This window comes from Streptomyces scopuliridis RB72 (assembly GCF_000718095.1).
In the GTDB taxonomy this organism is placed as follows: domain Bacteria; phylum Actinomycetota; class Actinomycetes; order Streptomycetales; family Streptomycetaceae; genus Streptomyces; species Streptomyces scopuliridis.
This window is the reverse complement of the sequence record NZ_JOEI01000023.1, coordinates 19,833-44,980: the sequence shown is the minus strand read 5'-3', so window position 1 is coordinate 44,980 and position 25,148 is coordinate 19,833. Positions and strand designations below refer to the sequence as shown.

26 protein-coding genes are annotated in these 25,148 nt (G+C 71.8%); 15 read left to right on the top strand and 11 right to left on the bottom strand.

Annotated elements, in window-relative coordinates:
- Positions 1–39: 39 nt before the first annotated feature.
- The 4 genes from IF11_RS0126775 (at position 40) to IF11_RS0126760 (ending at position 6,004) form a co-directional block, all read left to right on the top strand.
- Positions 40–2,091 carry a bifunctional rhamnulose-1-phosphate aldolase/short-chain dehydrogenase gene (locus IF11_RS0126775; RefSeq protein WP_030354298.1) on the top strand — a complete coding sequence of 684 codons (2,052 nt, stop codon included), beginning with the start codon at positions 40–42 and terminating at the stop codon, positions 2,089–2,091.
- Positions 2,092–2,306: 215 nt separating this feature from the next.
- Positions 2,307–3,809, top strand: coding sequence for a rhamnulokinase (locus IF11_RS0126770; protein ID WP_030354297.1), 1,503 nt, complete (start codon positions 2,307–2,309; stop codon positions 3,807–3,809).
- A gap of 151 nt (positions 3,810–3,960) precedes the next feature.
- A complete protein-coding gene (locus tag IF11_RS0126765; RefSeq protein ID WP_030354296.1) occupies positions 3,961–4,983 on the top strand; it encodes a LacI family DNA-binding transcriptional regulator in 1,023 nt (340 codons plus the stop codon).
- A 4-nt stretch (positions 4,984–4,987) separates the two neighbouring features.
- Positions 4,988–6,004, top strand: a complete 1,017-nt coding sequence (locus IF11_RS0126760; protein WP_030354295.1) for a phosphotransferase family protein — start codon at positions 4,988–4,990, stop codon at positions 6,002–6,004.
- Here the strand turns inward: IF11_RS0126760 and IF11_RS0126755 are convergent.
- The gene (locus IF11_RS0126755; RefSeq protein ID WP_244888249.1) at positions 5,986–6,492 is read right to left on the bottom strand and encodes a GNAT family N-acetyltransferase; all 507 of its coding nucleotides are present in this window, start codon (positions 6,490–6,492) and stop codon (positions 5,986–5,988) included. The genes IF11_RS0126760 and IF11_RS0126755 overlap by 19 nt on opposite strands.
- A gap of 251 nt (positions 6,493–6,743) precedes the next feature.
- Between IF11_RS0126755 and IF11_RS0126750 the strand changes: the two genes are divergently transcribed.
- Positions 6,744–7,454 carry a carbonic anhydrase gene (locus IF11_RS0126750; protein WP_030354293.1) on the top strand — a complete coding sequence of 237 codons (711 nt, stop codon included), beginning with the start codon at positions 6,744–6,746 and terminating at the stop codon, positions 7,452–7,454.
- Between the two features lie 57 nt (positions 7,455–7,511).
- Here the strand turns inward: IF11_RS0126750 and IF11_RS42755 are convergent, their stop codons facing one another.
- A complete protein-coding gene (locus IF11_RS42755) occupies positions 7,512–7,640 on the bottom strand; it encodes a hypothetical protein (RefSeq protein WP_280521088.1) in 129 nt (42 codons plus the stop codon).
- 246 nt (positions 7,641–7,886) lie between these two features.
- On the opposite strand from IF11_RS42755, the gene IF11_RS0126740 reads away from it, so the two are divergent.
- Both IF11_RS0126740 and IF11_RS0126735 read left to right on the top strand, forming a co-directional pair.
- Positions 7,887–8,861: a fibronectin type III domain-containing protein gene (locus IF11_RS0126740; protein ID WP_030354292.1), complete on the top strand. Its 975-nt coding sequence runs from the start codon at positions 7,887–7,889 to the stop codon at positions 8,859–8,861.
- A gap of 75 nt (positions 8,862–8,936) precedes the next feature.
- A complete protein-coding gene (locus IF11_RS0126735; protein WP_030354291.1) occupies positions 8,937–9,290 on the top strand; it encodes a VOC family protein in 354 nt (117 codons plus the stop codon).
- On the opposite strand, the gene IF11_RS0126730 is transcribed toward IF11_RS0126735, so the two are convergent.
- Positions 9,262–9,672 (bottom strand): winged helix-turn-helix transcriptional regulator, encoded by a 411-nt coding sequence (locus IF11_RS0126730; protein ID WP_051746244.1) that lies wholly within the window; start codon positions 9,670–9,672, stop codon positions 9,262–9,264. The genes IF11_RS0126735 and IF11_RS0126730 overlap by 29 nt on opposite strands.
- A 154-nt stretch (positions 9,673–9,826) precedes the next feature.
- On the opposite strand from IF11_RS0126730, the gene IF11_RS0126725 reads away from it, so the two are divergent.
- Positions 9,827–10,801, top strand: a complete 975-nt coding sequence (locus tag IF11_RS0126725; protein WP_244888248.1) for an NADP-dependent oxidoreductase — start codon at positions 9,827–9,829, stop codon at positions 10,799–10,801.
- On the opposite strand, the gene IF11_RS37020 is transcribed toward IF11_RS0126725, so the two are convergent.
- Together IF11_RS37020 and IF11_RS0126715 are read right to left on the bottom strand one after the other, a co-directional pair.
- A complete protein-coding gene (locus IF11_RS37020; protein WP_051746242.1) occupies positions 10,791–11,906 on the bottom strand; it encodes a DUF6397 family protein in 1,116 nt (371 codons plus the stop codon). The two genes, IF11_RS0126725 and IF11_RS37020, sit on opposite strands and share 11 nt — an antisense overlap.
- A 170-nt stretch (positions 11,907–12,076) precedes the next feature.
- Entirely contained in the window at positions 12,077–12,490 is a 414-nt protein-coding gene (locus tag IF11_RS0126715) for a roadblock/LC7 domain-containing protein (RefSeq protein WP_030354287.1), read from the bottom strand.
- 133 nt (positions 12,491–12,623) lie between these two features.
- Here IF11_RS0126715 and IF11_RS0126710 point away from each other — a divergent pair, with 133 nt between their 5' ends.
- Positions 12,624–13,052, top strand: a complete 429-nt coding sequence (locus IF11_RS0126710) for a PPOX class F420-dependent oxidoreductase (RefSeq protein WP_030354286.1) — start codon at positions 12,624–12,626, stop codon at positions 13,050–13,052.
- Between the two features lie 104 nt (positions 13,053–13,156).
- Here the strand turns inward: IF11_RS0126710 and IF11_RS0126705 are convergent, their stop codons facing one another.
- Positions 13,157–13,858, bottom strand: coding sequence for an SDR family oxidoreductase (locus tag IF11_RS0126705; protein ID WP_030354285.1), 702 nt, complete (start codon positions 13,856–13,858; stop codon positions 13,157–13,159).
- A 96-nt stretch (positions 13,859–13,954) separates the two neighbouring features.
- Here IF11_RS0126705 and IF11_RS0126700 point away from each other — a divergent pair, with 96 nt between their 5' ends.
- Positions 13,955–14,611, top strand: coding sequence for a CGNR zinc finger domain-containing protein (locus IF11_RS0126700; protein WP_051746241.1), 657 nt, complete (start codon positions 13,955–13,957; stop codon positions 14,609–14,611).
- A gap of 42 nt (positions 14,612–14,653) precedes the next feature.
- Here the strand turns inward: IF11_RS0126700 and IF11_RS0126695 are convergent, their stop codons facing one another.
- Together IF11_RS0126695 and IF11_RS0126690 are read right to left on the bottom strand one after the other, a co-directional pair.
- On the bottom strand, positions 14,654–15,904 hold the full coding sequence (locus IF11_RS0126695) for an RNA polymerase sigma factor (protein WP_030354283.1): 1,251 nt from the start codon (positions 15,902–15,904) through the stop codon (positions 14,654–14,656).
- Positions 15,905–15,967: 63 nt separating this feature from the next.
- The gene (locus IF11_RS0126690; RefSeq protein WP_030354282.1) at positions 15,968–16,369 is read right to left on the bottom strand and encodes a YciI family protein; all 402 of its coding nucleotides are present in this window, start codon (positions 16,367–16,369) and stop codon (positions 15,968–15,970) included.
- Between the two features lie 268 nt (positions 16,370–16,637).
- Here IF11_RS0126690 and IF11_RS0126685 point away from each other — a divergent pair, with 268 nt between their 5' ends.
- The 3 genes from IF11_RS0126685 to IF11_RS0126675 all read left to right on the top strand — a co-directional run bounded on the left by IF11_RS0126685 (position 16,638) and on the right by IF11_RS0126675 (position 18,605).
- Entirely contained in the window at positions 16,638–17,237 is a 600-nt protein-coding gene (locus tag IF11_RS0126685) for a class I SAM-dependent methyltransferase (protein WP_030354281.1), read from the top strand.
- A gap of 138 nt (positions 17,238–17,375) precedes the next feature.
- On the top strand, positions 17,376–17,666 hold the full coding sequence (locus IF11_RS0126680) for a hypothetical protein (RefSeq protein ID WP_407706513.1): 291 nt from the start codon (positions 17,376–17,378) through the stop codon (positions 17,664–17,666).
- Between the two features lie 126 nt (positions 17,667–17,792).
- A complete protein-coding gene (locus tag IF11_RS0126675; RefSeq protein ID WP_030354279.1) occupies positions 17,793–18,605 on the top strand; it encodes a hypothetical protein in 813 nt (270 codons plus the stop codon).
- 67 nt (positions 18,606–18,672) lie between these two features.
- On the opposite strand, the gene IF11_RS0126670 is transcribed toward IF11_RS0126675, so the two are convergent.
- From IF11_RS0126670 to IF11_RS0126660, 3 genes are all read right to left on the bottom strand, one after another.
- A complete protein-coding gene (locus IF11_RS0126670; RefSeq protein WP_030354278.1) occupies positions 18,673–19,143 on the bottom strand; it encodes a GNAT family N-acetyltransferase in 471 nt (156 codons plus the stop codon).
- Between the two features lie 97 nt (positions 19,144–19,240).
- Positions 19,241–19,423, bottom strand: coding sequence for a hypothetical protein (locus IF11_RS0126665; RefSeq protein WP_030354277.1), 183 nt, complete (start codon positions 19,421–19,423; stop codon positions 19,241–19,243).
- A 68-nt stretch (positions 19,424–19,491) separates the two neighbouring features.
- Complete coding sequence (locus tag IF11_RS0126660; protein WP_030354276.1) at positions 19,492–20,571, bottom strand: fatty acid desaturase family protein; 1,080 nt, start codon at positions 20,569–20,571, stop codon at positions 19,492–19,494.
- Between the two features lie 280 nt (positions 20,572–20,851).
- On the opposite strand from IF11_RS0126660, the gene IF11_RS0126655 reads away from it, so the two are divergent.
- Together IF11_RS0126655 and IF11_RS0126650 are read left to right on the top strand one after the other, a co-directional pair.
- Positions 20,852–23,743 carry a DEAD/DEAH box helicase gene (locus tag IF11_RS0126655; RefSeq protein ID WP_030354275.1) on the top strand — a complete coding sequence of 964 codons (2,892 nt, stop codon included), beginning with the start codon at positions 20,852–20,854 and terminating at the stop codon, positions 23,741–23,743.
- Positions 23,740–25,143 carry an SWIM zinc finger family protein gene (locus tag IF11_RS0126650; protein ID WP_244888246.1) on the top strand — a complete coding sequence of 468 codons (1,404 nt, stop codon included), beginning with the start codon at positions 23,740–23,742 and terminating at the stop codon, positions 25,141–25,143. Before IF11_RS0126655 ends, IF11_RS0126650 begins: the two co-directional genes overlap by 4 nt.
- Positions 25,144–25,148 lie beyond the last annotated feature (5 nt).

Sequence of the window (25,148 nt, the reverse complement as noted above, 5' to 3'; positions counted from 1 at the left end):
CCCCGCCCTTGCGAAGACCGCACCTCACAGAGGGACATGATGACCGACCAGCCCCATATCCATCCTGTGGCAGCCCAGTTGCTCGACCGTTCGCACCGGCTCGGCGCCGATCCGCGCAACACCAACTACGCCGGCGGCAACACCTCGGCCAAGGGATCCGCCACCGATCCGGTGACCGGTGACGAGGTCGAGCTGATGTGGGTCAAGGGGTCCGGCGGCGACCTGGGCACGCTCACCGCCGGCGGACTGGCCGCGCTGCGGGTCGACCGGCTGCGCGCGCTGACCGGGGTCTACCCGGGTGTGGCGCGCGAGGACGAGATGGTCGCCGCGTTCGACTACTGCCTGCACGGCAAGGGCGGGGCGGCGCCGTCCATCGACACCGCGATGCACGGGCTGGTCGACGCCCCGCATGTGGACCATCTCCACCCCGACTCGGGGATCGCCCTGGCCTGCGCGGCCGACGGCGAGAAGCTGACGGCCGAGTGCTTCGGCGACACCGTGGTCTGGGTGCCCTGGCGCCGCCCCGGCTTCCAGCTGGGCCTGGACATCGCCGCGGTCAAGGAGGCCCATCCGCGGGCGATCGGCTGCGTGCTGGGCGGCCATGGCATCACCGCCTGGGGCGCCACCTCCGAGGAGTGCGAACGCAACTCCCTGCACATCATCCGTACGGCCGAGACGTTTCTCGCCGAGCGGGGCGCGCCCAAGCCGTTCGGACCCGTACAGCAGGGGTACGAGGCGCTGCCGGAGGCCGAGCGGCGGGCCAGGGCGGCTGCGCTCGCCCCGCTGATCCGCGGTCTCGCCTCCACCGACCGGCCCCAGGTCGGCCACTACACGGACACGGAACCGGTCCTCGACTTCCTCTCCCGCGCGGAGCATCCGCGGCTGGCGGCCCTGGGCACCTCCTGCCCGGACCACTTCCTGCGCACCAAGGTCCGCCCGCTGGTCCTCGATCTGCCGGCCGGCGCGCCGCTGGAGCGGGTACGGGAGCGGCTCACGGAGCTGCACACCGCGTACCGCGAGGAGTACCGGGCGTACTACGAGCGGCACGCGTCGCCCGACTCGCCGCCGATGCGTGGCGCGGACCCGGCGATCGTGCTGGTGCCGGGCGTGGGCATGTTCTCATTCGGCAAGGACAAGCAGACCGCCCGGGTCGCCGGGGAGTTCTATCTCAACGCCGTCAATGTGATGCGCGGCGCCGAGTCCGTCTCCTCGTACGCGCCGATCGAGGAGTCCGAGAAGTTCCGGATCGAGTACTGGGAGCTGGAGGAGGCCAAGCTGCGCCGGATGCCGGCCCCGAAGGCGCTGGCCTCCCGGGTGGCGCTGGTGACGGGTGCGGGCTCCGGGATCGGCCGGGCCATCGCGCACCGGCTGGTCGCCGAGGGCGCGTGTGTGGTCGTCGCCGATCTCAACACCGAGAGCGCGACGGCGGTCGCCGACGAGCTGGGCGGCACGGACAAGGCCTTCGCGGTGACCGTCGATGTGACCGACGAGGACCAGATCAAGGCCGCGTTCGACGCGGCGGCGCTCGCCTTCGGCGGAGTGGATCTCGTCGTCAACAACGCCGGTATCTCGATCTCCAGGCCGCTGCTGGAGACCACGGCCCGGGACTGGGATCTCCAGCACTCCATCATGGCGCGCGGCTCGTTCCTGGTCTCGCGCGAGGCCGCCCGGGTGATGACCGATCAGGGCTTCGGCGGTGACCTCGTCTATATCGCCTCCAAGAACGCGGTGTTCGCGGGCCCGAACAACATCGCCTACTCCGCGACCAAGGCCGACCAGGCCCATCAGGTGCGGCTGCTCGCCGCCGAGTTGGGCGGTCTCGGGATCCGCGTCAATGGCGTCAACCCCGACGGGGTGGTGCGCGGCTCCGGGATCTTCGCGGGTGGCTGGGGCGCGGAGCGCGCGGCGGTGTACGGCGTGGAGGAGGAGAAGCTCGGCGAGTTCTACGCGCAGCGGACGATCCTCAAGCGGGAGGTGCTGCCCGAGCATGTGGCCAACGCGGTGTTCGCCCTGACGGGCGGCGAGCTGAGCCATACGACGGGGCTGCATGTCCCGGTCGACGCGGGGGTCGCGGCGGCGTTCTTGCGCTGAGGTCACGGCGGAGCGGGCGGGCCAGGCCATCGGCCGGGGAGCCGGGCCGGTCCATCGGCCTAGTGCCCCTCCCGGCAAGCTTCGCCCCGTCGCGCCGCCCATCACGCACACTCGCGGCGTTGGCCAAAAGCCCCCGCATCCGCCGCCCTCGCTCCCCGGCGTTGCCCCCCTCCGCTGTCTCCCCCGCTGTTCGACGAGTTCCGACGAGGTCAGCCGTGCCACCCACCGAACCGCTCCCCTTCGCCGCCGTCGACCTCGGCGCGTCCAGCGGCCGTGTCATGGTCGGGCATGTCTCCGGCCGGGGCGCCGGGACGCTGCGTCTGGAGGAGGTCCACCGCTTCCCCAACCGGCCGGTACGGACCGCGGGGACGCTGCACTGGGACATCCTGTCGCTGTACGCGGGCGTGCTCGACGGGCTGCGGGCGGCCGGCGCGGCGGCGGGGCGCGCGCCCGCGAGCGTCGGGATCGACACCTGGGCCGTCGACTACGGGCTGCTGGACGCCACCGGCGCGCTGCTCGGCAATCCGGTGCACTACCGGGACACCCGTACGGAGGGCGAGGCGGCGAAGGTCGGCGCGGTGCTGTCGCCGTCCGCGCTGTACGGGGCCACGGGCCTCCAGTACCTGCCGTTCAACACGCTGTACCAGCTCACCGCCGCGCAGGGCAGTCCCGCGCTCGGCGCCGCGCGCCGACTGCTGCTGATCCCCGATCTGATCGCGTACTGGCTCACCGGCGAGGCCGGGACCGAACTCACCAACGCCTCCACCACCCAGCTCATCGACCCCCGGACCCGGGAGTGGTCACGGTCCGTCGCCGACGCGCTCGGCATCGATCTGACGCTCTTCGCGCCGCTGCGCGGTCCGGGCGATCCGGCGGGACGGCTCCTGCCGGAGGTGCTCGCCGAGACCGGGCTGACCAGCCCGGTGCCGGTGACGGCCGTCGGCTCCCACGACACCGCCTCGGCCGTCGCCGCAGTGCCGGCCTCCGGGGACCGGTTCGCCTATGTCGCCACCGGCACCTGGTCCTTGGCGGGGCTGGAGCTGGACGCCCCGGTGCTCACCGAGGAGAGCAGGAGCGCCAACTTCACGAACGAGCTGGGCGTCGACGGCACGGTCCGCTATCTGCGCAACATCATGGGCCTGTGGCTGCTCCAGGAGTGTCTGCGCACCTGGGAGGCCGAGGGCGCGCCGCAGCGGCTCGACCGGCTGTTGCGGGAGGCGGCCGGGGTGCCGGGGCTGCGGTCGTTCGTGGACGCCGACGATCCGGCGTTTCTCGCGCCTGGCGGTATGCCGGACCGCATCCGGGAGGCCTGCCGTCGCGTCGGGGGACCGGCGCCGGAGACTCCGGCCGAGATCACCCGCTGTGTCCTCGACTCCCTGGCGCTGGCGCACCGCAGGGCGATCGAGGACGCCCAGCGGCTGTCGGGCCGCGCCGTGGACACCGTGCATATCGTCGGCGGCGGCGCCCACAACGAACTGCTGTGCCGGCTCACCGCGGACGCCTGCGGGCTGCCCGTCGTCGCGGGTCCCGCGGAGGCCGCCGCGCTCGGCAACGTACTCGTCCAGGCGCGCGCCGCGGGCGTTGTCCGGGGTGGTCTCGCCGAGCTGCGCGCCCTGCTCCGCGCCACGCTGGAGCCGCGCCGGTACGAGCCCACCGGAGACCGGGCGGAGTGGGACCGGGCCGCCGCACTGCTCGCCGGCGAGGGCGCGCGGCGGTGACGTGCCTCCGGGGACATGGCTGTCCTCCTCCGGGCGACATTCCTTTGGTGACATACCTGTGGGTGATATATCCGGGCGGGGCCGTGTCCCCCGTTAGGATGGTCCACTCGGTCAGGGGAACCAACGAGATGTGACAGAACGGGCAGGACGCGTGGCGCAGACGGTCGGTATCAAGGACGTGGCCCGGCTGGCGGGGGTCTCGGTCGGCACCGTCTCGAATGTGCTCAACCGGCCAGAGAAGGTCTCGGAGCACACCCGGGTGCGGGTGCGGGCGGTGATAGACCAGCTCGGTTTCGTACGGAGCGAGACGGCCCGGCAGCTCAGGGTCGGTACCAGCCGCATTCTGGCCATTCTGGTCCTCGACATGGCCAACCCCTTCTTCGTCGCCGTCGCCAAGGGCGCCGAGCGGGCCGCGCGTGAGGCGGGGCTCGGGGTGATGCTCTGCAACAGCGCGGGCAGCACGGCCGAGGAGGCGGAGTATCTGGCGCTCTTCGCCGAGCAGCGGGTGCGCGGGGTGCTGCTCACCCCGGCGGACGCGACCGGCGCCAACGTACGGGACTTCGCGCGCCGGGGCATTCCGTTCGTCCATGTCGACCGGGCGGTGCCCGCCGCCGAGGGGTGCTCGGTATCGGTGGACGATGTGGCCGGTGGCGCGCTCGCCGTCCGGCATCTGCTGGCGGCCGGGCACCGCTCCGTCACGTATATCAGCGGCCCGATGTCGCTCCCCCAGTGCCGGGACCGCCGAACCGGTGCGCTGGCGGCGCTGCGCGAGGCGGGTCTGCCCGAAGAGGCCCTGCGGCAGGTGGAGTCGGCTCGGCTCGATGTGGCGTCCGGTATCGACGCCGGTGCCCGGCTGCTGGGGCTCGCGGAGCGTCCGACCGCGGTGTTCTGCGCCAATGACCTGCTCGCGCTGGGCGTGCTGCAGGCGATGTACGGGGCCGGGGTGGAGGTGCCGGGCGATGTGTCGATCGTCGGCTACGACGACATCGAGTTCGCGGCGGCGGCCGTCGTACCGCTCACGTCCGTACGGCAGCCGGCCGACGCGATGGGACGGGCGGCGGCGGAGATGCTGATGGACGAGACGGGCCCGGACGCGGAGCGTCACACGCATCGCTCCGTCGTCCTCCAGCCGGAGCTGGTGGTGCGCAGTTCGACGCGCCGCCTGGGGCGCTGATCGCATGGCGACCGAGTCCGGGTCCACGGCGGCCAGGGCCGCGGGTACGGCGATCCGCGTGGCCGGGATACCACCCGAAGACGTGGTGTCGTGCGAGCCGCTGTCGGGCGGTACGTACAACGCGCTCTTCCGGATCTCGCTGCGCGACGGCCGTCGGTGGGTCGTGAAAATTCCCCCGTCCGTGTCACTCCCGGGCCTCGGGTACGAGCGCGATCTGCTGCGCGGCGAGGTCGAGTTCTATACGGCGGTGGGCGCGACCGGGAGTGTGCCGGTGCCGGACGTGGTGCGGTACGAGACCGATCCGGGCGCCGCGACCGGGGCGTTTCTGATCATGTCGGCCTGTCCGGGTACGCCATGGCAGGAGCTGGACGGGGAGCTCGCCCCGGAGGAACGCACCCGGCTGCGCCGGGAGTTGGGCGGGCTGGTGGCCCGGACGCATACGGTGACCGGTCCGGGCTTCGGCTATCCGGCGCGGCCGTTCGGCCCGCTCGCGGGGAGCTGGCGTGAGGCGTTCACGGCCATGGTGGAGCGACTGCTGGAGGACGCCGTCCGCTACGGGGCGCGGCTGCCGCGGACGCCTGACGCGATCCATGGCCTGATGACCGGGGCGTCGGAGGTCCTCGACGAGGTGACGGTCCCCGTCGCGGTCCACTTCGATCTGTGGCAGGGAAACATCCTGCTCGACGGCGCGCCCGGTGCCCGTACCGTCAGCGGAATCATCGACGGCGAGCGGATGTTCTGGGGCGATCCGCTCGCGGACTTCGTCTCCTTGGCCCTGCTCGGTGAGATCGAGGAGGACGCCGACTTCCTCGCCGGATACGAGGCGGCGGGCGGCCTGGCGCGGTTCGGTGCGTCAGCCCGGCTGCGGATGGCGCTCTACCGCGGCTATCTCTATCTGATCATGCTGACGGAAGGGGTACCGCGTGGTTACGGGGCCGACGAACGGGCCTGGGCCTGGCGTCATGTGGCCCCGCAACTCGAAGCGGCCCTGCGGCGGCTGGATCAGGCGGGGGCGGCGTAGCAGCGGATGGTGACCGTCTGATCCGGGCTCCAGCGCTGATCGACAACCGCGAGCAAGCTCCAGCCCATGCGTTCGTAAAGTGCCGCCGCGGCGGCGTCGGTGGACACCACGTCCAGTACGGGGTGCAGACCGCGCTCTCTGGCCTCCCGCACGGCCTGGGCCATGAGCAGGGCGCCGATCCCGTGACCGCGCGCGGAGGGGGCGACGAACAGGCGGCTCACCACGGCGGTCTCGCGGATGGTGGTGCCGGCGCGGCTGCTCCAGAGCGCGGGGGCCACATCGCCCTCGCCCGCCGGACCAAGGGCGAGATGACCCACGATCCGACCGTCCAATTCGGCTACCCAGGCGTCGAGTTGGGCGGGATGAGCAAGCCAGCCCGTGGGGTGTTCCGGCCAGTTCACCGGGTACCCGTCGCCCTTGTGCACCTCGGCCAGGACCCGTACGCATGCGTCGAGATCATCCCTGCCGCGACGCCGGATATCACACATGGGGATGTCATCGGCCGTAGGCATAGTCTGTCGATTCACCGAACCATGCAACCACAGACCGGCGGCCTCCCCGGTCGGGTTCAACCGCTGAACGGCTGTGGAACGGACACCGAGCGCCTATTGAACCCGCTCTGTTTGAGCCACAGTTGGCTCAAGAGCTGGTCAACAAATCACCAAGTGAAATCGTTGGCCAAGGCTGTCACGGATAGTCTCCGGCCGTGATATTGACCAGACACGCACAGAGACCCCCCATGGCCACGGGAACACCCCGCAGGACGCTGCTTCGCGCGGCCGTCGCGGGAACCGCCGTCACCGCGGGAGTGACGCTTACCGCGTCCTCCGCGGGCGCGGCTGTCACCCGGCCGAGGAGTGCCCGCCCGGCAACTCCCGACCAGGCACTTCTTGAGCTCTCCGAGGGCAACAAGCGCTGGCGAACCTTCCGGCAGCAGCACCCGCACGAGACCGAGACCGTGCGGCAGACCCTGGTGACGGGCCAGCACCCGTTCGCCGTCGTCCTCGGGTGCATCGACTCCCGGGTGCCACCGGAGCTCGCCTTCGACCAGGGCCTCGGCGACCTGATGACCGTACGGTCGGCCGGTGAGGTCCTGGACGAGGCCGTCCTCGGCAGCATCGCCTATGGCGTGCTGGAGCTGGAGATCCCGCTGGTCCTGGTCCTGGGCCACCAGTCGTGCGGCGCCGTCGCCGCGGCGGTCGAGGCCGAGGAGACCGGCGAGCGGCTGCCGGCCCACATTCAGTATCTGGCCGACCAGATCAAGCCCGCCATAGATCACTCCCAGCACGGCGACGCGCGCGTCGACGCCACCGTCAGCGCCAACGTCAAGATGGTCCAGGCCCGTCTCGCCGCCGAGCCCGACCTCGCGGCCAGGGTGTCCCAGGGCAAGCTGGCCATCGTCGGAGCCCGCTACGAGCTCACCAACCAGCTGGTCCACCGGATCGCCTGACCGGCTCACCGCGTCACCACTCGATCGTTCCCTGACCGGGACTGGAAGGTGCCCCGGTCAGGGAACGATCGAGTCGATCAGCCCCCGTACGAACTCCCCCACGCCGGGCGTATGCGTCGGTCCCGCGAGCACGCGGCCGACGGTCACACCGCCGCTCGCCGCGGGCCCCGCACGAGGTGATGTCACCGGGCGCCGCGAGGAAGTCGCCGTACGGCCCCCTGCCCGCGCAGGCGCTCCAGCGCCGCGTCCACCGAGTCGGCACCGCGCCCGTTGGCGGCGACGCGAGCCCCGGTGCGGACGAGTCCGGCCGCGATGGCCGTGGCGGGCGGGAGTCGTGATGATCCGTCATCGGATACCGCCTGCCCCTTGATGTGAACCCGACACCTGTGTCATATATGTCTAGACCATTGCCCCCAGGTGGAGGACACGGCCATGAGAAGGACCTTCAGCCTTGCCGCCCTCACGTCCGCCGCCGTCCTCGTGCTGGGCGCGTGCGGCTCCGACGACGAGGCCGCGAAGGCGCCTTCGGCGCCGGCCGGCGTCACCGCCCAGGCCGGGAGCGCCACTTCCGTCCATGTCATGTGGAAGCCTGCCCCCGGCAAGGACGGAGTCAGCGGCTACGAGGTCTACCGGGGCAAGACGAAGATCAAGGACGTCCCGGCCGACGAGACCATGATCGATGTCACCGGGCTGAAGCCGTCGACCGCCTACACCTTCAGCGTCCGGGCCCGGGGCGCCGAGGGGGCCGTCTCCCCGCCCAGCGGCGAACTGGCCGTCACCACACCGGCCGCGGTCGCCGAGGACAAGAAGGCCCCGGCCCGGCCGACCGGAGTGACGGGCAAGAGCGACGGCGCCCGGGGCGCCCGGCTCAACTGGGCCGCGTCGGCGGGCGACCAGGGCGTCACCTCGTACGACATCTACCAGGGCGGCTCCAAGATCCATAGCGTCGACGGGGGCGCGACCAGCGCGCGGATCACCCAGCTGCGGCCGGGGACCGACTACAGCTTCACCGTGACCGCGCGGGACGCGGCCGACAACACCTCGCCCGCCAGCCGGGCCGTGGAGATCACCACCCCGCGCGGCCCGGGCGACGATCCCGACACCGCGCCCGTCGATTTCCGGGCCGCGACGCATGCCGCCGACGGCGCCCACTACGTGGACCTGTCCTGGCTGGCACCGAAGACCGGCGGCAAGGTCCCCTCGTACCAGATCTATCTCGACGGGAAGTTCGCGACGACGCTGATCTGGGGCGGCGAGCCTCCCACGGGCCGGGCCACCTACAGCGTGTTCGCGAGCAAGAAGGCCGGTGAGACCTACCGGGTGAAGATCCGTGCCAAGCTGCCCGACGGCAACTGGGGCAAATTCTCCGCGGAACGCACCATCGTCACCGGCGACGCCCGGCCCTGACGACGGACAACGGGCCCCGCTTGGGGGAAGGATGGGGCACGCGGGACCGCCCGCAGTCACCGACAGGAGCCACCGATGTCCGTCCGCAGAGTCGTACCCGACATTCGGTCCGAGGCCATGCAGGAGAGCCGGGACTTCTACGGACTCCTCGGACTGGAGGAAGTCATGAACCTGGGCTGGGTCATGACGCTCGCCTCCCCTTCCCAGCCCAGCGCGCAGCTGACGCTGATGCGGCACGACGAGTCCGTCGCCGTCGTCCCCGATCTGAGCATCGAGGTGGACGACGTGGACACGGTGTACGCGGCGGTCGTCGCGAGCGGCGCCGAGATCGTCTACCCCCTGCGCGACGAGGCGTGGGGGGTACGGCGGTTCTTCGTCACCGATCCCAACGGCCGGGTGGTCAATGTGGTGAGTCACCTCCGGGAGTGACACAGGCAGCCTCCTCCGTGCCGGACGATCTGATCTCGTCGAGATGGTTCTCCACCCAGGCGCGTACCTGCCCGAGCGGTTCGGCGACGCTCACGCCGAGTGCGGTGAGCGCGTACTCCACATGGAGCGGCACGGCCGGATAGACCGTACGGTCGACAAATCCGTGCTCCTCCAGTCGGCGCAGGGTGCTCGTGAGCACCTTGGGACTGACACCCTGAAGCCGTCGCTGCAGCGCGCCGAACCGCTGCGGCCCTTCCTCCAGCGCGCCGATCGCCAGCGCGGCCCACTTGTTGGCCAGCAGATCGAGCACATCCCGGCACGGGCACTGGGCCGCGTAGACGTCATGCTCGGCGTGTCGGCCCGTCGTACAGGTGATGGCCATCGCGCGCCCCTCCATACTGCTCCGAGCTGCATACTTCCCTAGGGATAGTAATGGCCCTTGCGAGAAACCACTACCCCAGAGGTAGCTTGCGGACGTCGGACAGCAGCCGCCGGGGGTGGGTAGATGCCCCGGCACGCACCACAGGAGAACCGCGATGAGCAGCGACGCGAAAACGATGCGCGCGATCACCCAGGACACCTTCGGCGGACCCGAGGTACTCCGGCTCACCGAGCTGACACGGCCGGAACCGCTGCCGACAGAGGTACAGGTCCAGGTCCACGCGGCGGGTGTGAACCCCGTCGACTGGAAGACCCGCGCGGGCGGTGGGATGTCCGGCGTGCTGGGGGAACCTCCTTTCGTCCTGGGCTGGGATGTCTCCGGCGTGGTGACGGAGGTCGGTTTCGGTGTCCACACCCTTCAGGTCGGCGACGAGGTGTACGGCATGCCGTGGTTCCCCCGGCAGGCCGGCGCCTATGCCGAGTATGTGACCGCGCCCGCCCGCCAGTTCGCCCGGAAGCCCGTGTCGGTCGGCCACGACCTGGCCGCCGCGGTGCCGCTGGCCGCGCTCACCGCGTGGCAGTCGCTCGTCGACGCCGCGCGGGTCGAGGCGGGGCAGCGCGTCCTCATCCACGCCGCCGCGGGCGGTGTGGGCCACTTCGCGGTGCAGTTCGCCAAGCACCTCGGCGCTCATGTCATCGGCACCGCCAGCGCCGCCAAGCACGACTGGCTGAGCTCGCTCGGCGCCGATGAGCTCATCGACTACACCGCGGTCCGGTTCGAGGACGCCGTACGCGACATCGATGTGGTGATCGATCTCATCGGGGACGAGCACGACGCGACGAGCACCCGCTCGCTCAAGACCCTGCGGCCCGGCGGTCTCCTCGTCGCCGTGCCCTCCGGTGTCTCCCCCGAGCTGCACGACGCGGCCCTCGCCCGGGACGTGCGCGCGAGCGCCTATCTCGTGGAGCCCGACGGCGCTTCCCTGGCCCGGATCGCGGGGCTGATCGACAAGGGCGTCACCAAGGTCGAGGTCGAGGACGTCCTCCCGCTGGCGGACGCGGCCGAGGCGCACCGCCGGGGCGAGCGGGGACGGACCCGCGGCAAGCTCGTCCTGCGCGTCACCTCCTGACCACCGTCCCCTGACGCCTGGCACGGGGGCCTCTCTCCCTCCTGACGCGCAGCCGGGTCAGGAGGCCCCGGTGGCCGCCCTCGCGCGCCAACTCGTGCGCAACCGCCGTCGGCCCGGGTTCTGGTCCTGTCGGTGCGGCTGCGGGTCCTGTCGGTACTGGTGCAGGTCCTGTCCCGTCGTAGCGCGGGGCAGGACCACCCGCGTGCGGAAGGGAGTTGCCGGGGCGCGGGGCGGGGCGAGCGTGCCGGGCCGCCGTCAGCAGGGTGTCAAGACTGGAGCGATGCCACTGGATCTCGTCCGGGTGATCCGCCACCAGCAGTCGCTGGACCGCCGTCCGCGCCGCCTCCGACTCGGGCCGGCCATGGCCGAGATCCGGCCGCAGCCGCTCCAGATAGGCGCGTTCGTACGGATCAGCCACCAGCTCGGCCAGTTGGACCGGATCGAGCACACAGCCCGCGATGGCCGCCCGTTCCCAGGGGTCCCCGATCTCATGCAGCAACTGGCCGATGCGCCGGCCCCGCCAGTTGCGCGGACGCCAGTCCTCCCCCGCCTCCAGGCCGGCCCGCAGCGGCCGTGGGAACCGTCCGGTGAGCAACGCCGGTTCCCTGGCGGCGAAGGACCGTAGCTCATCGGCCAGATACAGCCATACGACCGCGCGATAGCGATTGAGGTAGAACCTCACCGGCACGAGGAACCCCGACCGGGCCAGCTGCGTGAAGCGCCCGGGGCTGACGGGCATCAGCGCCGCCCCCTCGGCCGTGCCCACGGTCCGCACCCGCTCGCGCAGGGTGTCCGGGAATCCCTCCGCCGCCCGCAGCCGGTCGATCTCGTGCCGTGTGACCTGCCGTCGCCCCAGAGTCGTCCCGGCGGTCGAGCCGGCGGTCGTCGCGCCGGCGGTGGTGATGGTACGGATGTGCCCGAGCTGCGCGGCGAGCTCGAACTCTCCCCGCCGCAGCTCCAGTTCCCGCGCGGCCCGGTCGGCGCCGACGGCCCGGGGTCCTTTCCCCGCGGCCTCCGCCGCTTCGGCCGTCGCGGCCACGGCGGTCGTGTTCGTTTCCCCGGCATCGTGGTTCCGGGCCTGTGACTGAGCGTCGCTGACGGACATGGTGGTCCTCCCCCGTGAGGCGTAACTACTCTCGGTGACGACCGTAGCGCGACAGCGGCATTCCTCGCCGAGCCTGTGGATAACTCCCGGACGGGGCCGAGGATCCGGCTTCGGGCCGAGGAACTGCAAAGACGCCAGAGCCCGCAGAAGTGCCAGCGACCTCAGAGCCCTCAGAGACCGCTCAGACTGGTGCCTCCCGGCTGCCGCGCCGCGACACCGAGGTGCTCACCGACCCGGTTGACGAGCAGCGTCATCTCGTAGGCGACCTGGCCGACATCGGCCTCGGCCGCCGTCAGTACGCACAGGCAGCTGCCGTCACCGGCGGCGGTCACGAACAGCAGAGCCTCATCGAACTCGACCATCGTCTGCCGGGCCTGGCCGGCCCGGAAATGCCGCCCGGATCCCCGCGCGAGGCTGTGCAGCCCCGAGGAGACCGCGGCGAGATGTTCCGCGTCCTCGCGCTCCAGTCCGCTGCTGGCCCCCGTCACCAGGCCGTCGTTGGACAGCACCAGCGCGTGCTTGATGTGCTCGACCCGTTCGGTCAGGTCGTCGAGCAACCAGTCGAGTCCCTTTTCCAACGGCATTGTCGTTCCTCCCCGTTCAGGTGTTCCCCATGGTCCCGCAACGCCCGTAGCCTTCCGCACCGGCCGCTCCCGGGCAAGCGGATCCCCGGGGCGTCGCGTCGCGCCGGCCGCCCCGGCGGCGGAAAATGCGGACATGGCGACAAACATGAGCAAGGAGCAGTGGCACGCCTTCGTCTCGGAAGGTACGCGCACCGGCAAGCTGTCCACCGTACGGGCCGACGGGAGCCCGCATATCGCGCCCATCTGGTTCGTAGTGGACGGCGACGATCTCGTCTTCAACACCGGCAAGGACACCGCGAAGGGCCGCAATCTTCTGCGCGACGGCCGACTCGCGCTGTGCGTGGACGACGAGCGTCCGCCGTTCTCCTTCGTGGTGATCAACGGCCGGGCCGAGATCCACGAAGAGCCGGATCAACTGCGCGCCTGGGCGACCCGGATCGCCGCGCGGTACATGGGGGAGGAGCGCGCGGAAGAGTTCGGGGAGCGCAACGGGGTGCCGGGCGAGCTGGTGGTACGGGTGAAGATCGACAAAGTACTGGCGTACGCGGACATCGCGGACTGACGTACGAGCGGGGCGTCCGACACGACTCCGTGCCGAACGCCCCGCCCTTGCCGCACGCCCCACCCCTCGCGCCTGCGCCGCCCCGCCCGCGCCGCGATCAGCGTTCAGGCGGCCGGCCGCATACTCAGCCCCTCGACGGGTCCGGACAACGCGGCCTTGAAGGCACGGCTGACCTCGTCGGCCAGAACCTCGCTCTCGCCCTTCTCCAGCGCGGCGACGACATCGCGGGCCACGTCCCGCGGATCGTTCTTGACGACGTCCAGCCCGCGGATCATGTCGGTGTCCGTGTACCCGAGATGGACGCCCACCACCTGTGTCCCCTGGGGCGCCAGTTCCAGCCGGAGCGAGTTGGTGAGCGACCACAGAGCGGCCTTCGTCGCACCGTAGACACCTGCCCCGGCCGCCCAGGACAGCGCCGAGTGAATATCGACCAGCGCACCGCCACCGCGGGCCGCCAGCACCGGGGCGAACGCCTGGGCGACGCGCAGCGCACCGAACACATTGGCCTCGAAGAGGGCCCTGACCTCCTCGATACCGACGTCGGTGAGCGGGCCGCCGCCGGAGATCCCCGCGTTGTTGATGACGATGGAGACATCGTCGGCCGTACGCGCCAGCTCGGCGACCGAGTCCCCGTCGGTCACCTCCAGCGGCAGGGGGACGATCCGCGGGTCGCTCTCGGCGACGGGCGTTCGGGCCGTGGCGTAGACCTTGGCGGCCCCCGCCTCCAGCAGTTCCTGTACGAAGGCCCGGCCCAGGCCGCGCTGTCCCCCGGTGACCAGGGCGGTTGCTCCACTGACGGTGGTCATGTCGCGCTCTCCTCATGAAATAGACAGAGGCGTAATCCAATAGCCTCTGTCTTCAGCGTGCTCGCCCGTCGCGACATAGTCAAGTACGATTCGGTTATGTCATGGGTAGCCAGTGAGCGATATCGGGTCCGCCAGGCGCCTGCCGGACTCGCGCTGGTGCAGGAGCTGATCAACACCCGCGCGATCAGGGAGTACGCGCCCGATCTGCTGGCCGGCCACGAGGCCGCCGAGCGGTGGCTGACCGGCGCCGCCGGGGAGTGGGCCCGTATCCACGGCCTCGACTCCCCCGACTGCGCGCTGTCCCCGTCGGACCCGCGGGCCCTGCGCGATCTGCGGGAATCCTTCGAGCGGCTGCTCACCACCACGGCCCCGGCGTCGGGCACGGATCCCGCACCCGGCGCGGCGCCCCGCCCCGCGTCCGGGCGCGGCGTGACGGTGCGGCTCGCGCCCGACGAGGCAGGGCAGGTACAGCTGCTCCCGGTCGGCCGGGGGCGCGGCTGGCTGGAGTCGGCTCTCTGGTCGGAGACGCTGCTCGCCCAGCGCGCCGGGACCTGGCCCCGGCTCAAGATCTGCCGCAACAGCGAGTGCGGGTCGGCCTTCTACGACACGTCGCGCAACAACAGCGGCGTCTGGCACGACGTACGTATCTGCGGCAACGCGGCCAATCTGCGCGCCTCGCGCCGGCGCAAGCGGATCAGGGCCGCCACTCAGGGCGAGGACGACCGCGAGAGCGAAGGCACACCGGCCGGCTGATCCCGGGCACGGTCCGCGCCCCCGCCCCCAAGGAGACGTCCCTCACTCCGGAGCGGCGACGCGGGCTGCGCGGAGCGTCAGGTAGTGCCGTTCCGGAAGGCTGGTCGTACGGTGCGCCGCCTCCCGGTAGTTCGCCAGCGCGCCCGGCCGGTCGCCGGCCATTTCGAGGAGATGGGCCCGCGCGACATACAGCCGGTGGTTGCCCGCCAGCCGGCCGTCCGCATCGAGGGACTTGAGGATGTCGAGCCCGGCATCGGCGCCGCGCACCATCGCGACAGCCACCGCCCGGTTCAGCGATACGACCGGATTGGCGGACAGCTGCTCCAGCACTCCGTACAGGGCGAGGATCTGCGGCCAGTCGGTGTCCTCGACCGTCGCCGCCTCGTCATGGACGGCGGCGACCGCCGCCTGGACCTGATACGGGCCGAGGGGCCCCTTGGGCAGGGTGGCCGTGAGAAGCGTGGTGCCCTCCTCGATGGCCCGCGCGTCCCAGAGCCCCCGGTCCTGCTCCGCGAGCGGGATCAGCTCACCGGCCGGGCCGGTGCGCGCCGCGCTTCTGGCGTGGGTGAGCAGCATCAGCGCCAGCAGACCGGCCACCTCGCTGTCATCGGGGAGCAGTTCATGTGCGGCCCTGGTCAGCCGGATCGCTTCCCGGGACAGCTCGACCCGTTGCAGATCGGGGCCCTCGCTGGTGGCGTATCCCTCGTTGAAGATCAGATAGAGGACATGCAGTACGGCGTCGAGCCGGCCGGCCCGCTCCTCGCCCTCCGGCATCCGGAACGGGATCCCGGACGTCTTGATCCGCTGCTTGGCCCGGCTGATCCGCTGCCCCATCGTCGTCTCGGGCACCATGAAGGCGCGCGCGATCTGGCTCGTGGTCAGGCCCCCGACGCAGCGCAGCGTCAGAGCGATCGCGGCCGTGGGCGACAGTGCGGGATGGCAGCACAGGAACAGCAGGACGAGCGAGTCGTCCCGGTCCGCCGGGTCGTCACTGTCCGCGGCCGGTGCCGTCCGCCGGTCCGCGGGCAGCCCTCTCGCCGCCAGGTCCTCGCGGCGGCGGCGCGCCTGCTCGCCACGTACCCGCTCGGTCATCCGGCGGCTCGCGACCTGGATCAGCCAGCCGCGCGGATTGCGGGGCATGCCCTCGTCGGGCCACTGCGTCGCCGCCGCCAGCAGGGCTTCCTGCACGGCGTCCTCGGCCGCGTCGAAATCCCCGAACCGCCGGGTGAGCACGCCGACGACCTGCGGCGCCAGCGTGCGCAGCAGGTCCTCGGACGTCGTCTCCCCGCCGATTCCCGGATCCGTCGCCGGACCGGGCTCGGGTTCCGCCGGGCGGGGGGTCGTATCAGTCAGCGCTCACATCTCCTCCGGCGGTCCCGCCATCACCTGGCGCACCTCGATCGGCATGTTCAGCGGCTTTCCACCGGGGCCGGGCGCTGTCGACACATACGCGGCCAGCTCCACCGCCCGCTCCGCGCTGTCGCAGTCCACGATCCAGTAACCGGCCAGGAATTCCTTGGTCTCGGGGAAGGGTCCCTCGGTGATGACGGCGGAGCCGTCGCCGCCCGCCCGTACGATCCTGGCCTGGTCGGGTCCGGCCAGCCCCTCCGCCGTGACCAGCTCGCCCGCCTCGGAGAGCTTGCTGTTCGTGTCACGCATGAAAGCGATATGGGCCCTGACCTCGTCCTGGGTCCACTCCGTGATCGGCGGGAAGTCAGCGGTCTTCTCACTGAACTGCATCAGCAGCATGTACTTCATGACGGTCTCCTCACTGTCGCGCCCTTCTCGGCGCTCTCTCTCACTGACAGGTAGAAGCACGCGCCGTGATTTCGACATCCTCGACGGGACCCACGAAGATTTCTCGGAAAAATCTCCGCGAGAAGCCCCCAGGGACCTCCGAGACGCCGGAACATCCGGGATGTCCCGGATGCCCGGAACCTCTGGGACAAGCTACCCCCGGGACAGGCCGACGGGAAGTGGGGCGGCCCACGTGCCGTACGACGGCCACGCCGGGGATCATTGCCCCATGGCCCATGACCACACACATGTGCAGGAATTCTTCGGCTCCCGGGCGGCGGACTGGGACGCGCGCTTCCCCGACGACGGTCCGGCCTATGCCGCCGCCGTCGCCGACCTGGGGCTGCGCCCCGGTGACGCCGTGCTGGACGCGGGCTGCGGGACGGGCCGCGCCTTGCCGCCCCTGCGGGACGCGGTGGGCGCGCGGGGCACGGTCCTGGGCGTCGATCTGACCCCGGAGATGCTCGACGCGGCCGTACGGGCGGGACGGCGCGCCGCCGGACAGCTGCTGCTCGCCGATGTGAGCCGGCTGCCGGTGCGGTCGGCGGTGCTCGACGCGGTGTTCGGTGCGGGGCTGATCGCCCATCTCCCGCGGCCCGGCGAGAATCTGCGGGAGTTGGCCCGGGTCGTACGGCCGGGAGGCCGGCTGGCGCTGTTCCACCCCATCGGCCGGGCGGCGCTGGCGGCCCGGCAGGGCCGGCGGATCACGGACGAGGATCTGCGCGCGGAGCCCAATCTCCGTCCGCTGCTGGCCGGTTCGGGCTGGCGGCTGGAGTCGTACACCGACGAGGACTCCCGCTTTCTGGCCCTGGCGGTACGCCAGGGCTGAGCCCCGCCTCCCGGACCCGGAAAAACACCTGCCCCGGGGAAGGGCCTCTTCTGCCGGGGCCCCGCCGACCGTACGTTGGAAGGGCGGCCCGGACGATCGTGCGGGCCGCACCACACGGCAGCAGGGAAGGTGGACCCCGTGTTCAGCAGACTGCGCAGGATCCTCGTGTCGGACCGTGCCGCCGTTCCGGCCGCGGAGCGGCCCACGGCCCGGCCGCACAACATATTCGAGGCCGCCGCCACCTATGTGTCGGCGTGCGCCGAGGACGATCAGCAGCGGATCGACGAGGCGGCGGGCTGGGTATCACCGGAGGCCCTCTCCTTCGGCGTCAGCGAACTCGCCTGCCGGGCGGTCATCGCGCTGGCCCGCGAGCGGGACGAGTCGCCGCAGACCGTGGCCCGCGGCCTGCTCGGCCTGCCGGCCGCCTGACCACCGGCCCGGCCCCGATACCGAGACCGGGGCCAGGGCCGGAAAAGCCTGGTCGTGCCGCGCTCTCGACGTCCGGGTTGCCCACTGGCTAGGGTGCGCCGACAACCGATGGGTTCGGGAGGCGCGGTGACCGGAACTGAAGACTCCGTGGACGACGACGCACTGTATGTGCTGACCGCCGCGCTGCTCACACCGGCGCGGTTCCCCGCCGTACTCGGCGACGACTATCCGGAAGCGTGTGCCGCCCTCGGTCTCGATCCGTACGACCGGGGATACGGGCTGGTCATGGGGCAGGACGGCGACGGCGCCCGCTGGACGGTGGTGGTGGACGACGTGTCCCTGGTCGCCGTCGCGATCGCGGCCTGGGACTGCGGCATGGAGCACGACCTGTCGCCGGGGGAACAGACCGTGGTCTGCGCCCTGCCCGGCTGGCCGGTCGCCCTCGCGGTCGCGGCGCCCGGCGTACCCGCCCCGCACGATCCGGAACCGGAACCCGGCTTCGAGGAGGACGGCCTCCGGCCACCCCTCGCGCCGCCCGATACGGAGACCTGGGGCCCTGCTCAGCGCCGCCTCGGCGCGGACGGAATCGCCCTCCAGTGGACGGTCTGGCGGGAACAGCTGCACGGCAGGGAACCGCGGGCCGCGGACGGCGACAGCGCGCCGGCGCCCGCCCATGACGGGGTGCGACGCGTGCTGAAGGAACTGCGCGGGTATCTGGACAGTCCACCGCCGCTCGGGCGGGTCCGGTCCGGATTCGCCCCGGGCGAGGCACGGACACTGCGCGCCGACGGCCCCGGCTGGTCCTTCGTCGCCAGGACCGACGACATGGCGTTCGTCCTGCTGGACGAGGAGCCGGGGGCAGTGCTGCCGGTCGGCCGGGGCGCCGAGCTGCCGGAACTGCTGAAGGCGCTCGACGACATGGCCGTACGCCCGTCCTGATAGCGCCCCCCTCGGACCGCCTTCCGGTTACCGGCTCTTCGTACAGGGGTACAGGGGCTTCCCGAAGTCACAGGGCCTTCTCGAAGAACGTGCTGTCGGGATGGCCTCGGTAGGGCCCGAAGTCGGCCGTGGGCACGTATCCGCTGGACCGGTAGAGGGCGATCGCCTCCGTCAGCGGAATCCCGGTCTCCAGGACCATCCGTACCCGCCCGGCCCGCCGCGCGCTGTCCTCCAGCGCGGCCAGGATCCGGCGGGCCAGACCGCGCCCCCGCGCCTCGGGAACGACGTACATGCGCTTCACTTCCGCGTCGCCGCGCCGGTACCCCTCGTCGTCCGCGTCCTGGGCACGCCAGCCGCACGAGGCGACGGGCACGCCGTCCTCGTAAGCGAGCAGATACAGCCCCTGCGGCGGCTCGAAGTGCCAGGGGCGCTGCGGCGTCGTGTCGTCGTAGCCGAACCGGCTCGTGTACTCCGCCTGCACCTGGTCGCTGAGCTTTATGGCGTCGGGGTGGTCATAGGCGACGGCATGGATCTCCACGGCACGGGACCCTACGTGTCGCCGGAACGGCATGCGCGTGTGGGGCCCGGGACCGTCCGCCCCAGAACCCCACACGCGGCCGGTCAGCCCGTCCGGGTCAGCGGCCGAGCTCCTTGCGGCTGATCCTCCGCAGCCTGCGGCGCTGCGACGGGTCCAGCATCAGATACGCGGCCGCGGGCACGCCGAGCACCACCAGCAGCGACAACCAGAAACCGATCAGCGGTATCAGAAGAAGGCCAACGGCCACTCCCCCGATGGCGATCTTTGTACGTGTCGACATCTCGACGCCTCCTTCGCGGCCGGGCCGCTTCCTGCCCTGTGAACGCACACGGGCGTCCGCCAGTTCCACTATGCGCCCGCGCGCAGCGGTTCGCCGACCTCATGCATATGGCCGAGTGCCTGGCGGTACGACTCGATCAGTCCGGTCTCCGTGTACGGGAGCCCCAGCGAGAGGCAGTGGGCGCGCACCATCGGCTGGGCGAGCCGCAGATGGGGGCGCGGCATGCTGGGGAAGAGATGGTGCTCGATCTGGTAGTTGAGACCACCGAGGAACCAGTCGGTCAGAAGTCCGCCGCGGACGTTCCGCGAGGTCAGGACCTGACGGCGGAGATGGCCCCAGCCCTCGCTGTTCTCCGGGTCGGGCATCTCCATGCCCTTGTGGTTGGGCGCGAAGGCCATGCCCAGATGGAGGCCGAGGAGCATCTGGTTGATCAGGGCGAAGACGATGGCCTGGCCGACGGTCATCGTGGTCAGCAGCAGGGTCACATACGCCACGACATGGGCGGCGAGCAGCGCTCCCTCGGTCACCCGCCGGCGGGCGGGCATCCGGTCGTCGCCGCGGGAGAAGACGGCCTGGAAGCCGTACACCTTGAGGGCGATGCCCTCCAGCGTGGTCAGCGGGAAGAACAGCCAGGCCTGGTGCCGGGTGAGCCAGCGGCGCAGTCCGGTGCGGCCCGCGGTCTGGTGCTGGGTGAAGACGAGGATGTCCGCGGCGACGTCCGGGTCCTTGTCGATGTGGTTGGGGTTGGCGTGGTGCCGGTTGTGCTTGTCGTTCCACCACTCCTGGCTCATACCGAGCATCAGATTGGCGTGGACGAGCTGGATGAAGCGGCCCCTGCCCCGGTCGGAGGTGATCTGGGCATGTCCCGCGTCGTGGCCGACGAACGCCATGCGCGCCGATACGACGGCCAGCGGCGGCGCGAGAAGCAGCGTCCACCAGGAGGGGCCGAGGAGCACCATTCCGGCGACGATCGCTGCCAGGAAGAGGAAGTTGACGGTGATGCCCCGGGCGTACCAGGCGACCCGGCGCTCCAGGAGACCCTGTTCCCTCACCGTACGCAGGAGGGGGGTGAAGTCGCTGCCGCCGGCGCGGCCGACTGCGGGGTCGGGTATGGGCTCCGCGACGGGTATGGCGGCGGCTTGGGGCATGTCGGTCTCCGGTCTGTAGGCCGAGGTGGGCACTGAGAGAGGGCCACGCGGACTGCGTCGGCTCCCTTGAAACGTAGGGGTGCGTGATACCGGGCAGCCATGAGGCCACCACCCGGAAACGGCGGGTGCTGTCCGGGGTGTGGAGGTGGTGCTGGCTACACCCAGGGGTGTCGCGGGAGTGAGTCAGGTCACCGCGGCGCCGTCCCCGCGTGGCTTCGCGGTGGGGTACCCTCGGCGGCTCCGACCCGCATTAGTCAAACTTGAGGAATGCGTCTTCGCTGTGCACAGGCTCCCCGCGGCAACGCTCTCCCGGACCGCCGAACTCGCCCACTGTTCCACCGTCTTTCTCCCCGCGGATCCGGCTCGCACCGGGCGGATCGCGTTCTGGCAACCCGACGGCGCGGAGCCGCCGTCCGCACCGGGCTCCCTGGAGGAACTGGCCGTCGTCGACACCGAGGGCCACCCTCTCACGGTCAGGGCGCTGTTGACTCCCGTATCCGCCGCTCTCCCCGCGCTGACCAGGGCTCGCGCCTCGGCGAACGCGTCGCCGTCGGCGGCCTTCTGGGGTGCGGCGGCGCTCCTGGCCCTGCAACTCGCCGCCCGTGGGCGGCTGTTGCCCGGCCTGACCGGTACGGATCACGACGCGTGGCGGGCCGGACCGCTGGCCGCCGAGGATCTGGAGCGGATCCGCGCGCTGGCCGCCTCCATGCCGCCCAGCGCGCACGCCGTACCGCTCGGCGCCGCTGCGGACCCGGCCGCCGACCGGACCGATACGGTCCTTCTCCCCTGGCCCGAGAGGCTGTTGAGAGCGTTCCTCGACGCGGTCGTCGACGGGCTGCCGCGCACGCCGGCCGCCACGCTCGTCGCGGCGGGGCCCGCCTTCGCGGCCACTGCGCCCCGGCGCTTTCCCGAACTGCGTGACTGGGCCACGGATGTGGCGGCGGGGCATGACGCGGGCGTACGGCTCTCGCTGCGCGTCGAGCTGCCGGGCCTGGCCGACGCGTCGGGCACGCCGGGGTCCGTCTTCCGCGCCGTCCTCCAGATGCACAGCGTCAGCGACCCCTCGGTGGTCTCCGACGCCACCGACGTGTGGTCGGGTTCGGCGGCGGTCTTCGGCCCGCGCGCCCGGATGGACGCCCTGCTCGCGCTGCGCCGCGCCGCCCGCGCCTGGCCGTCGCTCACCCCGCTGCTCTCGGCCGCCGTGCCGGACGCCATCGAGCTGGCGGACGAAGAGGTCACCGAACTGCTGGGCGAGGCGGCCGTGGCACTCGCCGCGACCGGCGTCCAGGTGCACTGGCCCAGAGAGCTGGCGCGCACGCTGACGGCCCGCGCGGTCATCGGCCCGGCAGGCGAAGAGTCCGAGTCCGGCACAGCCGAAACCGGCGGATCTCCCCGGCGGGAGACGGATCTGCCCGCCTTCCTGTCGGCCGATGCCCTCCTCTCGTTCAACTGGTACTTCGCGCTGGGCGATCAGCGGCTCTCCCGCGCCGAGCTGGACCGGCTCGCCGAGGCCAGCCGTCCCGTCGTCCGGCTGCGTGACCAGTGGGTCCTGATCGACCCGGCGGAGGCCCGGCGCGCCCGCGAGAGCCAGGACCGCAAGGTCAGTCCGGTCGACGCGCTCGAAGCCGTACTGACCGGCTCCACCGAGGTCGAGGGCCGCCGGGTCGAGGTACGGGCGACGGGCTGGCTCGCCACCCTGCGCGACCGGCTCGCCGATCCGGAGCGCGCGGAACAGGAGATCGGACAGCCGGCCGCGCTCGCCGCGACGCTCCGTGACTACCAGCTCCGCGGGCTCAACTGGCTGCACCGCATGACCTCGCTCGGACTCGGCGGCTGTCTCGCCGACGACATGGGGCTCGGCAAGACGATCACCCTGATCGCGCTCCATCTGCACCGGCAGACCGACCCGTCGGCGGCGGGCCCGACCCTGGTCGTCTGCCCGGCCTCCCTGATGGGTAACTGGCAGCGCGAGATCGAACGGTTCGGCCCCGGCACACCGGTGCGCCGCTTCCACGGTGCCTCACGCAGCCTGGAGGGCCTGGGGGACGGCGCGTTCGTCCTCACGACCTACGGCACGATGCGGCTGGACGCGGCGAGACTCGGCGGGACGGACTGGGGCATGGTCGTGGCCGACGAGGCGCAGCACGTCAAGAACCCGTACTCCGCCACCGCCCGGCAGCTGCGCACCATCGGAGCCAAGGCGCGGGTCGCCCTCTCCGGCACCCCCGTGGAGAACAACCTCTCCGAGCTGTGGGCGATCCTCGACTGGACGACGCCGGGGCTGCTCGGCCGCCTCGGCACGTTCCGTACCCGCTACGCGGAGTCCGTCGAGAGCGGTAACGACCCGGCGGCGGCCGAACGCCTCGCCGCGCTGGTCCGCCCGTTCCTGCTGCGCCGTCGGAAGTCCGATCCGGGGATCGCGCCCGAACTGCCGCCCAAGACCGAGACCGACCGCGCCGTCTCCCTCACCAAGGAACAGGCAGGGCTGTACGAAGCGGTGGTACGGGAGACGCTCGCCGCGATCGCGGAGGCGGACGGCATGGAACGCCGCGGGCTCGTCGTCAAACTGCTGACCGCGCTCAAGCAGATCTGCAATCACCCGGCGCAGTATCTGAAGGAGGAGCGACCCCGGCTCACCGACCGCTCCGGGAAGCTGGAGCTGCTGGACGAACTGCTCGACACGATCCTCGCGGAGGACGCGAGCGTGCTGGTCTTCACCCAGTACGTACAGATGGCGCGGCTGCTGGAGCGGCATCTGGCGGAGCGCGGCGTGCCGACCCAGTTTCTGCACGGCGGTACGCCGATCGCCGAGCGCGAGGCGATGGTGGACCGCTTCCAGAACGGTGAGGTGCCGGTCTTCCTGCTGTCGCTCAAGGCGGCGGGCACCGGGCTCAATCTGACCCGCGCCGAGCATGTCGTGCACTTCGACCGCTGGTGGAACCCCGCCGTCGAGGCGCAGGCGACGGACCGCGCCTACCGCATCGGGCAGCTCCGGCCCGTACAGGTGCACCGGATGATCACCGAAGGCACGATCGAGGACCGGATCGCCGAGATGCTGGCGCGTAAACAGGGGCTGGCCGACGCCGTACTGGGCTCCGGCGAGGCGGCTCTGACGGAACTGACCGACGCCGAGCTGGCGGATCTGGTGGAGCTGCGAGGGAGCGCCCGATGAACGGTACGTACGACGGCGGTTCCGAGGACGGTCCGATGGACGGCGCGGTGGAGGGCGCACTGGACAGCGCGGTGGACAGCCCCGTGGGCGGCTCGCGGGACGGCGACGAGCGCACCTTCGCCGCCCTGGCGCCCGCCCGGGGCCGGGCCTTCGCGCAGACCTGGTGGGGCCAGGCGTGGCTGAAGGCGCTGGAGGACACCGCGCTCGACGGCCAGCAGCTGAAGAGGGGGCGCAGACAGGCCCGCGAGGGCGCCGTCGGCGCCGTGTCCGTACGGCCGGGACGGATCACGGCGGTCGTCCAGGACCGGGACGGCACCGCCCAGCGCAGCGATGTGCTGCTGCAGCAGCTGAGCGAGGAGGAGTGGGACCGCTTTCTGGACATGGCGGTCGACCGGGCGGGCCATATCGCGGCGCTGCTCGACCGGGAGATGCCTCCGCATCTGGTGGAGGACGCCGCGGGCGCCGGGGTCGAACTCCTCCCCGGCATAGGCGACCTGGAGCCGGAGTGCGGCTGCGAGGCCTGGGACCATTGCCCGCACTCCGCCGCGCTCTGCTATCAGATGGCCAGGCTGCTGGACCAGGATCCGTTCGTCCTGCTGCTGATGCGGGGCAGGAGCGAGCGCCGGCTGCTCGACGAGCTCCAGGTACGCAGTGTCGCGCGCGCCGCCCGTACGAAGGAGGAGCCCGGGGACGGTACGCGCGACGACGACGCCCGGGGCGACGAGGCGGCGGGCGTACCGGCCGTGGCCGCCTTCGCGGCGCGCGACCTGCTGCCCCCGCTGCCCGCTCCCCCGCCACTGCCGCCGGAGCCGGGACAGCCGCCGGCCCTGGACACGGAGGCCGCGCCGCCGGCCGGGATCGAGGCGGACGCCCTGGAGTTCCTCGCCGCCGACGCGGCGGCGCGGGCGCTGCGGCTGCTGTCGGAAGCGCTGCTGCCCGGCCATGAACAGCAGCCGGAGGAACCGGAGTTGACACCCGGACAGGATGCGGTACGGCTGGCCGCCACGACATCCGACCGGCGACTGGTGGCGCGCCTCGCCTCGGGTTCCGGCCGGCGGCCGGCCGAGCTGGACCTCGCGGTACGCGCCTGGCGGTACGGCGGCGCGCCGGCGCTCGCCGTACTGGAGGACACCTGGACTCCCGAGCCCGAGGCCCTCGCGCGGGCCGCGGCGGTGCTCGACGCTGCCTGGGAGGACGGGGACCGGCCCCGGCTGCGGGCGGGCGGCGGCGGGCGCTGGACCGTGGCCGAGGCGTCGGTGCAGTTGCGGTACGGACACGACGGGCGCTGGTGGCCGTACCGCAAGGAGCGCGGGCGTTGGACGCCCGCCGGTCCGGGCGGCCCCGATCCCGCGGCGGCCCTGGCGGACGCGCTCGCCGAGGACGCGCTCGCCGAGGAGTGAGGTGG

Bases quoted from the DNA above. Each gene is read 5' to 3' on its own strand.
- IF11_RS0126775 (WP_030354298.1), top strand. From the start codon at position 40: ATGACCGACCAGCCCCATATCCATCCTGTGGCAGCCCAGTTGCTCGAC.
- IF11_RS0126760 (WP_030354295.1), top strand. From the start codon at position 4,988: ATGGCGACCGAGTCCGGGTCCACGGCGGCCAGGGCCGCGGGTACGGCG.
- IF11_RS0126755 (WP_244888249.1), bottom strand. From the start codon at position 6,492: ATGTGTGATATCCGGCGTCGCGGCAGGGATGATCTCGACGCATGCGTA.
- IF11_RS0126750 (WP_030354293.1), top strand. From the start codon at position 6,744: ATGGCCACGGGAACACCCCGCAGGACGCTGCTTCGCGCGGCCGTCGCG.
- IF11_RS0126740 (WP_030354292.1), top strand. From the start codon at position 7,887: ATGAGAAGGACCTTCAGCCTTGCCGCCCTCACGTCCGCCGCCGTCCTC.
- IF11_RS0126735 (WP_030354291.1), top strand. From the start codon at position 8,937: ATGTCCGTCCGCAGAGTCGTACCCGACATTCGGTCCGAGGCCATGCAG.
- IF11_RS0126730 (WP_051746244.1), bottom strand. From the start codon at position 9,672: ATGGCCATCACCTGTACGACGGGCCGACACGCCGAGCATGACGTCTAC.
- IF11_RS0126725 (WP_244888248.1), top strand. From the start codon at position 9,827: ATGAGCAGCGACGCGAAAACGATGCGCGCGATCACCCAGGACACCTTC.
- IF11_RS37020 (WP_051746242.1), bottom strand. From the start codon at position 11,906: ATGTCCGTCAGCGACGCTCAGTCACAGGCCCGGAACCACGATGCCGGG.
- IF11_RS0126715 (WP_030354287.1), bottom strand. From the start codon at position 12,490: ATGCCGTTGGAAAAGGGACTCGACTGGTTGCTCGACGACCTGACCGAA.
- IF11_RS0126710 (WP_030354286.1), top strand. From the start codon at position 12,624: ATGGCGACAAACATGAGCAAGGAGCAGTGGCACGCCTTCGTCTCGGAA.
- IF11_RS0126705 (WP_030354285.1), bottom strand. From the start codon at position 13,858: ATGACCACCGTCAGTGGAGCAACCGCCCTGGTCACCGGGGGACAGCGC.
- IF11_RS0126700 (WP_051746241.1), top strand. From the start codon at position 13,955: ATGTCATGGGTAGCCAGTGAGCGATATCGGGTCCGCCAGGCGCCTGCC.
- IF11_RS0126690 (WP_030354282.1), bottom strand. From the start codon at position 16,369: ATGAAGTACATGCTGCTGATGCAGTTCAGTGAGAAGACCGCTGACTTC.
- IF11_RS0126685 (WP_030354281.1), top strand. From the start codon at position 16,638: ATGGCCCATGACCACACACATGTGCAGGAATTCTTCGGCTCCCGGGCG.
- IF11_RS0126665 (WP_030354277.1), bottom strand. From the start codon at position 19,423: ATGTCGACACGTACAAAGATCGCCATCGGGGGAGTGGCCGTTGGCCTT.
- IF11_RS0126660 (WP_030354276.1), bottom strand. From the start codon at position 20,571: ATGCCCCAAGCCGCCGCCATACCCGTCGCGGAGCCCATACCCGACCCC.
- IF11_RS0126650 (WP_244888246.1), top strand. From the start codon at position 23,740: ATGAACGGTACGTACGACGGCGGTTCCGAGGACGGTCCGATGGACGGC.